This is a genomic window from Bacteroides sp. 1_1_14, assembly GCF_000162515.1.
GTDB lineage: Bacteria > Bacteroidota > Bacteroidia > Bacteroidales > Bacteroidaceae > Bacteroides > Bacteroides thetaiotaomicron.
The window spans coordinates 34,987-49,148 of sequence record NZ_GG774707.1; the positions used below are offsets into that span (position 1 = coordinate 34,987).

Annotated in this window: 6 protein-coding genes and 1 pseudogene; all 7 read left to right on the forward strand. The window is 46.6% G+C overall.

Going from position 1 to position 14,162, the window contains the following annotated elements; genetic code table 11:
* Positions 1-2 precede the first annotated feature (2 nt).
* The 7 genes and pseudogenes from HMPREF9007_RS10070 (at position 3) to HMPREF9007_RS10040 (ending at position 14,048) form a co-directional block, all read left to right on the forward strand.
* Complete coding sequence (locus HMPREF9007_RS10070) at positions 3-1,898, forward strand: DUF5006 domain-containing protein (RefSeq protein ID WP_008762101.1); 1,896 nt, start codon at positions 3-5, stop codon at positions 1,896-1,898.
* A 195-nt stretch (positions 1,899-2,093) separates the two neighbouring features.
* Positions 2,094-3,677 (forward strand): sulfatase, encoded by a 1,584-nt coding sequence (locus tag HMPREF9007_RS10065; RefSeq protein ID WP_008762102.1) that lies wholly within the window; start codon positions 2,094-2,096, stop codon positions 3,675-3,677.
* Positions 3,678-3,692: 15 nt separating this feature from the next.
* Positions 3,693-6,023 carry a glycoside hydrolase family 20 protein gene (locus tag HMPREF9007_RS10060; RefSeq protein ID WP_008762103.1) on the forward strand — a complete coding sequence of 777 codons (2,331 nt, stop codon included), beginning with the start codon at positions 3,693-3,695 and terminating at the stop codon, positions 6,021-6,023.
* A 25-nt stretch (positions 6,024-6,048) separates the two neighbouring features.
* Positions 6,049-9,120, forward strand: a complete 3,072-nt coding sequence (locus HMPREF9007_RS10055; RefSeq protein WP_008762104.1) for a glycoside hydrolase family 2 TIM barrel-domain containing protein — start codon at positions 6,049-6,051, stop codon at positions 9,118-9,120.
* Positions 9,121-9,287: 167 nt separating this feature from the next.
* Positions 9,288-11,105, forward strand: a complete 1,818-nt coding sequence (locus tag HMPREF9007_RS10050; protein ID WP_032850553.1) for an alpha-L-fucosidase — start codon at positions 9,288-9,290, stop codon at positions 11,103-11,105.
* A gap of 86 nt (positions 11,106-11,191) precedes the next feature.
* Positions 11,192-12,738 (forward strand): annotated as a pseudogene (locus tag HMPREF9007_RS10045) (sulfatase-like hydrolase/transferase).
* Positions 12,739-12,872: 134 nt separating this feature from the next.
* On the forward strand, positions 12,873-14,048 hold the full coding sequence (locus HMPREF9007_RS10040) for a mechanosensitive ion channel family protein (protein WP_008762107.1): 1,176 nt from the start codon (positions 12,873-12,875) through the stop codon (positions 14,046-14,048).
* Positions 14,049-14,162: the final 114 nt, after the last annotated feature.

Here is a 14,162-nt window from a genome sequence, read left to right on the forward strand (position 1 = left end):
CAATGAAGATAAGAAATATACTATATGCATGTTTACCCTTGGGAATATGGGCTATAGCTCTGACCGGGTGTAAAGACGACGATCAGGTAGCTCCGCTTCCCAAACCAGTGCCATTGACGCTGGCATTGGAGAGTAACACACTGGTAATGGGCGAAACACTGACTATGACTTTCAGTGTAAAAGACGAACAGGGAGCAGGGATAGCTACCAATGAAGAATTTGATATTTATCTGACGGCAACTGATGGTTCCACGGATGTATCAAAAACTTTATTCAATAACTTTCCGGAAATGGTAACTTTCCCGGAAGGAGAGAAAACATTGGAAGTTTCTGTCCCGGTAAAATCTTCAGGTATTACGGAATCTGTCTTAATGAAGCTCACAGCTTTTGCCCGTGGGTATAAGATGGATGGATCTGAACAGGCTATTAAGGTTTCTGATTATTATCGCACAGCAGTTTCTATCAAAGGTAACTCGGACTTGGTGGTGAAAGAGGGGGATACATTTATTCTGCAAATGAAAGTAGATGTACCTGCTAAAGAAGATATAGTAGTTACTATTACTCCGGGAGCAGGTGAGGCCGACCTTTATGAAAACCTTCCGTCTACTCTGACTATTTCTGCAGGGGAACTCTCAGTAGATAGTGATCCGGTAACAATGCTGACAGATGGTTATCCTTTTGGAGATACCAAACTGACTTTAACATTTGCAACCGATTCCGAGCATCATCCTTTGTTGGCAGAGAAGATGGAGATTACGAAACAGGATATTGATACTCCTCTTGGTTCGGAGCTGGAAGATGAACGTTACGTGTATACATCACCTGATGAACCATTCTATTCGGAGAAGAATGCAAAAGCCTTTAAAACATGGTGGGGAGATAAAAAGGCGCTGGCTATGAAGGCAGGAACCCCTCATCCCAATGAAGCGCTGGCTGCTGAAGGGTGGAAGTTTGTGAATTCAATGGAATTCCATGCAATCAATGGTCAATGCCGTACGGCTAAAAATGCTAACGGAGTATGTCCAGTACTAGGATTTGGGGCTCAGAATACAGCGATGGTACAGAAATATATGGCCGTTAATAATGATCGGTATACAGATGTAACAGATGAAGGTTACTTGAAAATGTGGGCAGTGAAAGAGAAAATTAATGCTACAGGAGGAGGGGCCGGACAAAAAGATTATGGATTCTCTGCTTGTTTCTCCGGTAAATTTAATATGAATCAAGGATATGCTCCGCAACATACCTGGATAGGAGTGGGAACCCGAATCGAGACTCGTGCTCGTATCCGTGGTAATAAGAATGGGTTTAATGCCGCTATCTGGCTGCAGGGAAATACACAAAGTCAGGCGTCGGATCCATATAGCGCATGGCCGCGATATGGTGAGATTGATGTGATGGAAAATCCGGTGGGAAATATTACAGGACAGAATAATGCTCATCAAACAGTGCATATGGGTAATCAGGCAACCGGTACTTATAAAAATCCGACGACTCAGAATGCTATCAGCAAAATGGATCAATGGAATATTTATTGGGTGGAAATTGTTGATGATCATACAATCAAAATGGGTATTAACGGTAAAACAACCAAAGTAATCACATCTGCGGATTTGGGTAGTGCTTCCGGCGAATGGCCGTTCAATCTGGAAAAGAATCCTTTAGGCTTCCATTATTTGCTGACGTTAGGTGCTCCAAGTGCGTGGGGATTGGGGTATAACGATATTCCTCCGGTCGGTTGGGATTCGGGATTTGCTTCTATCAGTTATGAGGCTAGTAAAACGAGTCAGGAGTCACCTCGTATGGAAATCGATTGGATCAGATTTTACTCAAACGATAATTATAGTAAGCCTGCCGGTATTAATCTGCACAATCCTAATGCGCATACCTACTATTAAAATATGACGAACCGTTTTCAATAGTATGAAATAAGTTCAATGCCGGAAGGCCATCGTGCAACAGCGATTTACTTCCGGCATTTACTGCTAATTCGGGTGGAAATAGAGAATATTGTAAATACATTAGCTATTTGTAGACATACTTTTTACATATCTTCCCTATCTTTGCCATGTAATCTAAATAAATTAATCATTATGGAAAACCTGCAATCAAACTTGTTCTATTCTTTGGCAGGAGTAGCCGCCGTTGCCTCCCTTGCATCTTGTACAAACAAGCAGAAAACGACAGAACAAAAGCCGCTGAACATCGTCTATATTATGACAGACGACCATACAGCCCAGATGATGAGCTGCTATGACACCCGCTACATGGAAACTCCGAATCTTGACCGCATTGCGGCGGATGGTGTACGTTTTACTCAAAGCTTTGTTGCCAATTCATTAAGCGGTCCCAGCCGTGCCTGTATGATTACGGGTAAGCATAGCTGTGCCAATAAATTCTACGATAATACGACTTGCGTATTCGACAGTTCTCAACAGACATTCCCGAAGCTGCTGCAAAAGGTAGGTTATCAGACTGCGCTGGTCGGCAAATGGCATCTGGAAAGTTTGCCATCCGGATTTAATTACTGGCAGATAGTACCCGGACAGGGGGATTACTATAATCCTGCCTTTATTACACAAGATAATGATACCATCCAGAAACACGGATATATCACGAATCTGATTACCGATGACGCTATCGACTGGATGGAAAACAAGCGAGATCCGGAGAAACCGTTCTGCCTGCTGATTCATCACAAGGCGATTCACCGTAACTGGATGGCGGATACATGTAACCTTGCTCTCTACGAGGACAAGACATTCCCGTTGCCGGATAATTTCTTTGACGACTATGAAGGTCGCCCTGCTGCGGCTGCTCAGGAAATGAGTATCGTGAAGGACATGGATATGATTTACGACCTGAAGATGCTTCGTCCGAATGAGAAATCACGCCTGAGATCACTTTATGAAAGATTCCTCGGACGCATGGACGAAGGACAGCGTGCCGCATGGGACAAGTTCTATGCTCCGATTATCGATGATTTCTACAAACAGAATCTGACAGGAAAAGAACTGGCCAACTGGAAGTTCCAGCGTTATATGCGTGACTACATGAAAACCGTGAAGTCTCTTGATGATAACGTAGGACGTGTGCTCGACTATCTGAAGGAAAAAGGGTTGCTGGACAATACACTGGTAGTTTATACTTCCGATCAGGGTTTCTACATGGGCGAACACGGTTGGTTCGACAAGCGTTTCATGTATGAAGAATCTATGCGCACACCACTTATCATGCGTCTGCCGAAAGGTTTCGACCGCAGGGGAGATATCACCGAAATGGTACAGAACATCGACTATGCACCTACTTTCCTTGAACTGGCAGGAGCGGAAATTCCCGCAGATATCCACGGAGTATCACTGCTGCCTCTGTTGAAAGGTGAGCATCCGAAGGACTGGAGAAAGTCTCTGTATTACCACTTCTATGAATATCCTGCCGAACACATGGTGAAACGTCACTATGGCGTACGTACGGAACGCTATAAACTGATTCATTTCTATAATGATATCAACTGGTGGGAACTGTATGATATGCAGGCAGACCCGTCGGAAATGCACAACCTCTACGGTGAGGCTGAGTATGAACCGGTAGTAAAGGAACTGAAAGACGAATTGCTGAAATTACAGGAACAATATAATGATCCCGTCCGCTTTTCTCCGGAAAGGGACAAGGAATAACCCCCGAATAATACAATGACAAGAACGATTTTAATATTACTGATAGGCTTTCTATCTTCGATAATAGCCGGATGTAGCGATACTAACTTGACACATGACATACCCTTGGTTCCACGCCCGGCGCAAATAGTGCCGGGCAGCGGGAACTACCTTTTCTCCGGTAAAACGGTATTTGCCGTAGAGAACGAGGAGCAGGCGGAAGTGGCACGCAGCTTTATAGCTTTGTTTACCCGTGCGGCAGGCTTTACTCCGAAGTTGACGGTAGGCGATGCGGAAAAGGGAAATGTTCGTTTCCAGACGGATGCAACCTTGAAAAGTGAGGCATATACGCTGCAAGTGTCTCCGAAAGAAATTATTATCGAAGCATCGGATGCAAAAGGATTCTTTTATGCTTTGCAGACCATTCGCCAGTTACTTCCGGCATCCATTGAAAAAGAGGAAGTGTCGGATAAAAAAGTAAAATGGAGTATTCCGGCAGTGAGTATTCAGGACGAACCGCGTTTTGGTTACCGTGCGTTATTGCTGGATGCGTCACGCTTCTTTATTCCCAAAGAGAATGTATTGCGCATTATCGATTGTATGGCAATGCTCAAAATAAACACGCTTCACTTTCATCTGACAGATGATAACGGCTGGCGTGTGGAAATCAAGAAATATCCCCGTTTAACGGAAGTAGGTGCATGGAGAGTAGATCGTACGGACCTGCCTTTTCCTGCCCGGCGGAATCCGGAACCCGGAGAACCCACTCCGGTAGGAGGTTTCTACACACAGGAAGAAATAAAGGAAATGGTGGCTTATGCGGCTGAACGTCAGATTGAAGTGGTACCGGAAATCGATATGCCGGCACACAGTAATTCGGCATTGGCAGCTTATCCTCATTTAGCTTGTCCGGTAGTGAAGGAATATATCGGAGTGCTCCCCGGTTTGGGAGGACGAAATTCCGAGATCATCTATTGTGCCGGAAATGACAGTGTCTATGCCTTTCTTCAGGATGTGATGGATGAGATTCTGGAATTGTTCCCTTCCCGATATATCCATATCGGCGGTGATGAAGCCCGTAAGACTTATTGGGAGAAATGCCCGCTGTGTCAGGCACGGATGAAAAGGGAGAAGCTTGCCAATGAAGAGGATTTGCAAGGTTATTTCATGAATCGGATGAGCGAATATGTACGTAGCAAAGGGCGCGAGGTGATAGGCTGGGATGAGCTGACGAACAGTAGCTTTTTGCCGGACGATGCCATTATTCTGGGTTGGCAGGGATACGGACAGGCTGCACTGAAGGCTGCCGAGAAGGGACATCGCTTCATCATGACTCCCGCACGCATCATGTACCTGATTCGTTATCAAGGACCGCAGTGGTTTGAGCCGCTGACGTATTTCGGCAATAATACGCTGAAAGATGTGTATGACTATGAGCCGGTTCAGAAAGACTGGAAACCGGAATATGCGGATTTGCTGATGGGCGTACAGGCTTGTATGTGGACAGAGTTCTGTAATAAGCCGGAGGATGTGGATTATCTGGTATTCCCACGCCTGGCGGCATTGGCGGAAGTGGCATGGACACAACCGGAAAAGAAAGACTGGACTTCGTTCCTGAAAGGAATGGATTCGTTTAATGAACATCTCGCAGCCAAAGGGATAGTGTATGCCCGTTCGATGTACAATATACAGCATACCGTGAGACCGGAAGACGGAGCACTGAAAGTAAAACTGGAATGTGTCCGTCCGGATGTGGAAATCCGTTATACAATGGATGGAAGCGAGCCGACCGCCGCTTCACCGCTCTATGAACAACCATTGTTGGTAAAAGAAGCTCAAACAGTCAATGCCGCAACGTTTGCCGATGGACAGCAGATGGGGAAAAGACTGACGCTTCCGGTACACTGGAACAAGGCTACGGCAAAACCGTTGCTGGGTAATAAAGTGAATGAAGCTGTCCTGAACAACGGAGTCAGAGGAAGTCTGAAGCAAACGGACTTTGAATGGTGTAGTTGGGGAAGTAGCGACCGTATTTCCTTCACCGTCGATCTGTTGCAAAAGGAGAAAATGAATACGCTGACAATCGGTTGTATCACTAACTATGGAATGGGAGTGCACAAACCGAAATCAATCCGGGTAGCCGTGTCGGACGATAATGCGACTTATCGGGATATCAACGAATTGGAATATACTCCCGAAGAGATATTCCGTGAAGGAACTTTCATCGAAGACCTGTCGATAGATATGAGAGGAACCGTTGCCCGTTATGTGCGGGTGACAACGGAAGGAGCGGGAGAATGTCCGGCAAATCATGTACGTCCCGGACAAGAATCAAGAGTATGTTTCGATGAACTGATCATTGAATAACCAGTCACCAAAAAACAATATAATAATGATGAAATTAAAGAAACGAACGTTTTTAATCTTGATGGCAGCACTGACTGCTACCTTCGCTTCGGCTCAGAAACAGCCTTTGCCGGAGTGGCAGAGCCAGTATGCGGTAGGACTGAATAAACTCGCTCCTCATACCTATGTATGGCCTTACGCCGACGCTTCCGATATTGAAAAGCCGGGAGGATATGAACAGTCTCCTTATTATATGAGTCTGAACGGGAAGTGGAAATTTAACTGGGTGAAGAACCCGGACAACCGTCCGAAGGACTTTTACCAGCCCTCTTATTATACCGGAGGGTGGGCGGATATTAATGTTCCCGGCAACTGGGAACGGCAAGGCTACGGAACAGCTATCTATGTCAACGAAACTTATGAGTTTGACGACAAGATGTTCAACTTCAAGAAGAATCCGCCATTGGTTCCATCTGCTGAGAATGAAGTAGGTTCCTATCGTCGCACGTTTAAGGTGCCTGCCGACTGGAAAGGACGTCGGGTAGTGCTTTGCTGCGAAGGAGTGATCTCTTTCTATTATGTATGGGTGAACGGAAAGTTGCTTGGCTATAATCAGGGATCGAAGACGGCTGCCGAATGGGACATTACCGATGTACTGAGTGAAGGAGAGAATGTGATAGCTCTGGAAGTATATCGCTGGAGTTCGGGTGCTTATCTGGAATGTCAGGATATGTGGCGTCTGAGTGGCATCGAACGGGATGTTTATCTGTATAGCACTCCCAAACAGTATATTGCTGACTATAAAGTAAGTGCTTCCCTTGATAAAGAGAAATACAAAGAAGGTATCTTCAATCTGGAAGTGACGGTGGAAGGTCCTTCTGCTACTGCCAGCTCCATCGCTTATACACTGAAGGATGCTTCCGGAAAGGCAGTATTGCAGGATGCCATTAACATCAAGTCCCGTGGACTGAGTAACTTTATCGCTTTCGATGAGAAGAAGATTGCAGAAGTAAAAGCATGGAATGCGGAGCATCCTAACCTTTATACCTTGGTACTCGAATTAAAAGATGCGCAAGGAAAAGTAACCGAACTGACCGGTTGTGAAGTCGGTTTCCGTACTTCGGAAATCAAGGACGGACGTTTCTGTATTAACGGTGTTCCGGTGCTGGTGAAAGGGACGAACCGTCACGAACATTCGCAACTGGGACGTACCGTAAGCAAAGAACTGATGGAACAGGATATCCGCCTGATGAAACAGCATAATATCAACATGGTGCGTAACTCACATTATCCGACTCATCCGTATTGGTATCAGCTTTGCGACCGCTACGGGCTGTATATGATTGATGAGGCGAATATCGAATCGCATGGCATGGGATACGGGCCTGCCTCCCTTGCCAAAGACAGTACTTGGCTGACCGCTCACATGGACCGTACACACCGTATGTACGAACGTTCCAAGAATCATCCGGCTATCGTGATCTGGTCACTGGGCAATGAAGCCGGCAACGGTATCAACTTCGAGCGTACTTACGACTGGCTGAAATCGGTAGAGAAAGGCCGTCCCGTGCAATATGAACGTGCCGAACTGAATTACAACACGGACATCTACTGCCGTATGTACCGCAGTGTGGACGAAATTAAGGCATACGTGGGTAAGAAGGATATTTATCGTCCTTTCATACTCTGCGAATATCTGCACGCAATGGGCAATAGTTGCGGTGGAATGAAAGAATACTGGGATGTCTTTGAAAATGAACCGATGGCACAAGGTGGCTGCATTTGGGACTGGGTGGATCAGAACTTCCGTGAAATAGACAAAGACGGAAAATGGTACTGGACTTATGGAGGCGATTACGGACCGGAAGGAATCCCCAGCTTCGGTAATTTCTGTGGCAACGGTCTGGTGAATGCTGTTCGTGAACCGCATCCGCATCTACTCGAAGTGAAGAAAATATATCAGAACATCAAAGCGACTTTGTCAGACCGGAAGAATCTGAAAGTCTGCATAAAGAACTGGTATGACTTTTCTAATCTGAATGAATATATCCTGCGTTGGAATGTGAAAGGGGAGGATGGAACCGTACTTGCCGAAGGCACGAAGGAAGTAGACTGCGAGCCGCACGCTACGGTAGATGTCACTTTGGGTGCCGTCAAACTTCCGAATACCGTTCGGGAAGCCTATCTGAACCTAAGCTGGAGCCGTAAAGAGGCCACTCCGCTAGTGGATACCGACTGGGAAGTGGCATACGACCAGTTTGTACTTGCCGGTAATAAGAATACGACGGCTTATCGTCCGCAGAAGGCGGGAGAAACAGCTTTTGTTGTGGACAAGAATACCGGGGCACTTTCTTCCCTGACTTTGGATGGAAAGGAATTGCTGGCTGCACCAATCACTTTGAGCCTGTTCCGTCCGGCTACGGATAATGATAACCGGGATAGGAACGGAGCCCGTCTGTGGCGCAAGGCCGGTTTGAATAACCTGACACAGAAAGTGGTATCACTGAAAGAAGAAAAGACATCGGCAACGGTCCGTGCTGAGATTCTTAATGGGAAAGGACAGAAAGTAGGAATGGCGGATTTTGTTTATGCACTCGACAAGAACGGGGCATTGAAGGTTCGCACCACCTTCCAGCCGGATACGGCGATTGTGAAGTCGATGGCTCGTCTGGGGCTGACCTTCCGCATGGCAGATGCTTATAATCAAGTATCTTATCTGGGACGTGGCGATCATGAAACGTATATCGACCGCAACCAGTCCGGTAGGATAGGACTATATGATACGACGGTAGAACGGATGTTCCACTATTACGCTACCCCACAATCTACAGCTAACCGGACAGATGTACGCTGGGCGAAACTGACGGATCAGGCAGGCGAAGGTGTCTTTATGGAATCGAATCGTCCTTTCCAGTTTAGTATCATTCCTTTCTCGGATGTATTATTAGAGAAGGCGCACCATATTAATGAACTGGAGCGTGACGGAATGATGACCATACATCTGGATGCCGAACAGGCAGGAGTAGGTACGGCTACCTGCGGACCGGGTGTATTGCCGCAATATCTGGTACCGGTGAAAAAGCAGAGTTTTGAATTTACGCTTTATCCGGTAAAATAGCCTGAAACTGATTGCATTTGGATAGAAATATTGCATTGAGATAGAATATAGGGGAGCGAATGGCATGGATTTAGCGAAGTTTAATGAAAAGCGCTTCGGGAAAGCCATGAAATTTGCTCCTTTATATTTATCTTTGTCTCATTAGCATTAAATCAATATTTATTATGATGAACAAACTACTTACTTCTCTCTTTTTATCTTCTGTGATAACGTTGGGCGGATGTGGACTGACGAAAGAAAACTACTATGTGAAGCATGTTGAATTTCCACAGGATGCAACCCTCGAACAAAAAATCGATATGGCAGCAAGGCTGGTTCCTACCCCCCAGCAGGCTGCGTGGCAACAAATGGAGCTAACTGCTTTTCTGCATTTCGGTATCAACACATTCACCAGACGCGAATGGGGCGATGGTCAGGAAGACCCTGCTATCTTTAACCCTACAGAGCTGGATGCAGAACAATGGGTGCGCACCTTGAAAGACGCCGGATTTAAAATGGTACTTCTCACGGCAAAGCATCATGACGGCTTTTGTCTGTGGCCTACAGCTACCACGAAACATTCGGTAGCCTCTTCCCCTTGGAAAAACGGTCAGGGCGACGTAGTGAAAGAACTGCGTAACGCTTGCGATAAATATGATATGAAATTCGGAGTCTACCTCTCTCCGTGGGACCGGAATGCGGAATGCTACGGAGATTCTCCTAAATACAACGAATTCTTTATTCGGCAATTAACGGAATTACTTACTAATTACGGCGAAGTGCACGAAGTGTGGTTCGACGGCGCAAACGGAGAAGGACCGAACGGAAAGAAACAAATCTATGACTGGGATGCGTTCTACAAGACTATCCAACAGTTGCAGCCGAAAGCGGTGATGGCAATTATGGGCGATGATGTCCGTTGGGTAGGTAATGAAAAAGGATTGGGACGCGAAACGGAATGGAGTGCAACGGTGCTGACTCCGGGCATTTATGCTCGTTCCGAAGAAAACAACAAACGACTGGGCGTCTTTAGCAAAGCCGAAGATTTAGGAAGCCGTGCGATGCTGGAAAAGGCAACGGAGTTATTCTGGTATCCTTCGGAAGTAGACGTGTCTATCCGTCCGGGATGGTTTTATCATGCGGAAGAAGACAGCAAAGTGAAATCCTTAAAACATCTGGCTGATATCTATTTCCAATCGGTAGGCTATAACTCGGTGCTCTTGCTGAATATTCCTCCCGACCGCAGAGGATTGATTAATGAAGCGGATGTGCAGCGGTTGAACGAATTTGCTGCTTATCGGGAGAAGATATTTACGAACAACCGGGTAGAGAAAGGAAGAAAAGACTGGGAGGCTGTTTCCGGCAGTGAAACTGTTTATTCCTTGAAACCGGAGTCGGAAATCAACGTTGTGATGTTGCAGGAAGATATCACGAAAGGGCAACGTGTAGAGTCTTTCACCGTAGAGGCATTGACGGAACAAGGCTGGCAGGAAGTGGCGAAAGGAACGACTGTAGGCTATAAGCGTATGGTTCGTTTTCCGGCAGTAAAGGCTACCCAGCTTCGGGTGAAGATCAACGAATGTCGTCTGACGGCTCACATCAGTCAGGTGGCAGCCTACTATGCAGACCCTTTGGAAGAAGAGAACCGGACGGAAAATTGGAACAATCTGCCTCGTGCTTCATGGAAACAGGTGGCTGCTTCTCCGTTGACCATTGATCTGGGCAAAGAAGTCGAACTCTCCGCATTTACTTATGCACCTCTGAAAGCGGAAGCGAAACCGACGATGGCTTTCCGTTACAAATTCTACGTGAGCGCAGATGGCAAGAACTGGAAGGAAGTGCCTGCCAACGGTGAGTTCAGCAATATCATGCATAATCCGTTGCCGCAGACTGTCACTTTCGATCAGAAGGAAAAGGCACGCTTTATCAAGCTGGAAGCTACCACCCCTACGGCTACAACGGCGCAAGTAGAAATGAATGAAATCGGAGTGACCGTTGCTCCTTGAAGAAACATTGAATTTTAACTTAATAAGTACATCACTTTAAGAATAGATACTTATTCATTCTAACCTAATAATTATCAAAAGACAAAATGAGAAAAGAATTTTATGGTATATTACCTTTAGCGTTAACTTCCTGTCTGGCTTCTCAGGCCACTGCTCAGGAGAAACAAACCCAGCGTCCGAATGTTGTTTTTATCTATGCGGATGATATCGGTTACGGCGATTTGAGTTGTAACGGAGCCAAGACTATTCATACTCCTAATGTGGAACGTCTTGCCAAAATGGGAGTACGTTTTACCAATGCGCACAGTGCAGCTGCCACCAGTACGCCTTCCCGCTATGCGATGCTGACCGGCGAATATGCATGGCGCAAAGCCGGAACAGGTATTGCTGCCGGAGACGCTGCGGCTATTATCCGTCCGGAACGCTATACAATGGCGAACCTGTTCAAGGATGCCGGATACAACACCGGAGTCGTAGGCAAATGGCATCTGGGACTGGGCGACAAGGGCGGAGAACAAGACTGGAACAAGCCTTTGCAGCCGGGAACGAATGATATCGGCTTCGAATATTCCTTTATCATGGCAGCTACGGGCGACCGCGTGCCTTGTGTATTTGTAGAGAATGATCAGGTGATCAACCTTGATCCGAATGACCCGATTCAGGTGAGTTACAAAGCGAACTTTCCGGGAGAACCTACCGGGAAGGACAATCCGGAGTTGCTGAAAATGCATCCTTCTCACGGACACGACCAGAGTATCGTGAACGGTATTTCCCGTATCGGATATATGAAGGGCGGAAAGTCGGCTCTCTGGCAGGATGAGAAGATTGCGGAGACGCTGACAGGAAAAGCTGTTTCCTTTATTGAAGGACACAAGTCTGCTCCTTTCTTCCTGTATTTTGCCACGCAGGATGCGCATGTTCCCCGTGTTCCGTCTCCACAGTTCGCAGGAAAGAGCGGCATGGGACCTCGCGGCGATTGTCTGCTCGAATTTGACTGGTCGGTAGGCGAGATTCTGAATGCACTCGAACGACTGGGATTGGATAAGAATACACTGGTGATTCTTTCCAGTGATAACGGGCCGGTAGTGGACGACGGATATAAGGATCAGGCAGTGGAATTGCTGGGCGATCATACTCCGGGCGGCATTTATCGCGGAGGAAAGTACAGTTCGTTCGAAGCGGGTACACGTATTCCTTGTATCTGGAGCTGGCAGGGTGTGATCCGTCCGGGAACAGTTTCGGATGCATTGCTCTGTCAGATAGACTGGTTTGCTACTTTTGCCGAGATGCTGAATGTCCGCTTGCCGGAAGGTGCGGCACCGGATAGTGAACCGATGCTGAAAGCGTGGACAGGCAAGCAAAAGAAGGGACGCGAATGGCTGGTACTTCAGAATGCACAGAATAACCTGTCGGTGACAGACGGAAGATGGAAATATCTCCGTCCGGGAAATGGACCGGCATATCTGAAAGCAGTGAATATCGAGTTGGGAAACAGTAAGGAACCGCAGCTTTACGATCTGAAGAAAGATCCGAAAGAAAGAATAATGTGGCGGGTCAGAATCCGGAACTGGTAAAGAAGATGGCAGCACAGTTGGAGAAAATTGTAGATGGACGCTACGGTCTGCCACTATAAAAGAAATGCTTAGAGAGTAGCAGTGGGACTGGCGGTCTTGATTTGTAGTAAATCGGACGCCAGTCTTTTTTTTAAACCAAACGTGGGTTTTCACTGTTATCTTTCTATATAAATGATATATAAAGAAAGAGCTTATGTTAGTAGTCGATTTAGGAAAATGGATGAACAAAATCCTGATAGATTGGGGGATAGATGCGAAGGTTGCCGATCGTTTTGATGAAACAATTATTGCTATACTGATGATAGCCATTGCTGTAGGGGTGGACTATCTTTGTCAGGCAATTCTAGTGGGAGGAATGAGGCAGTATACCCGCAGGAAACCGCATCTTTGGAATACATTGCTGATGAAACGTAAAGTGTTTCATAATCTGATTCATACGATTCCCGCCATCCTTGTCTATGCCCTGTTGCCGATGGCTTTCATGCGTGGCAAGGAACTGCTGGTTATTTCGCAGAAGGCTTGTGCCATTTATATCATCTTTTCTTTGCTGCTGGCTATCAATGGGATTCTGCTGATGATCATGGATATTTACGATGGAAAGGAGACAATGAAGAACCGACCGATGAAAGGATTCATTCAAGTACTTCAGGTACTTTTGTTTTTTATCGGGGGGATTGTGATTATCTCTATCCTTGTAAATAAATCGCCTGCCAGTCTGTTTGCGGGACTGGGTGCTTCGGCAGCCATCCTGATGCTGGTATTTAAGGATTCCATTTTGGGATTTGTGGCAGGTATTCAGCTTTCTGCCAATGATATGGTGCGTCCGGGAGACTGGATCACGCTTCCTTCCGGTGCCGCGAATGGTACGGTGCAGGAGATTACGCTTAACACGGTCAAGATTCAGAACTTTGATAATACGATTTCTACGGTTCCGCCTTATACGCTGGTCAGCAGTCCTTTTCAGAACTGGCGTGGCATGAAGGATTCCGGTGGGCGGCGGGTGATGAAGAATATTACACTGGACCTGACGACACTCCAGTTTTGTACGCCGGAGATGCTCGACCGTTATCGGAAAGAGATTCCACTCATGGCGGATTATCAGCCGGAGGAAGGAGTGGTGCCCACCAATTCACAGGTTTATCGGGTGTATATCGAGCGGTATCTTTGCAGTCTGCCGGTGGTGAATCAGGATTTGGATTTGATTATCAGTCAGAAAGAGGCTACCATGTACGGAGTTCCTATTCAGGTTTATTTCTTTTCCCGCAATAAGGTGTGGAAAGAGTACGAGCGGATTCAGTCGGATATCTTCGACCATTTGCTGGCGATGGTGCCGAAGTTCGACTTGAAGGTATATCAGTATTCTGACTAACTCCCTAGGGGACATCTTTGCCAACGGCTTTGCACAACTGTGCCACGCCTGTGGCACGGCCGTGCCAAGCCGTTGGCATAGTTGTGCCAAAGCGTTGGCACAAGTCTTTCGCAG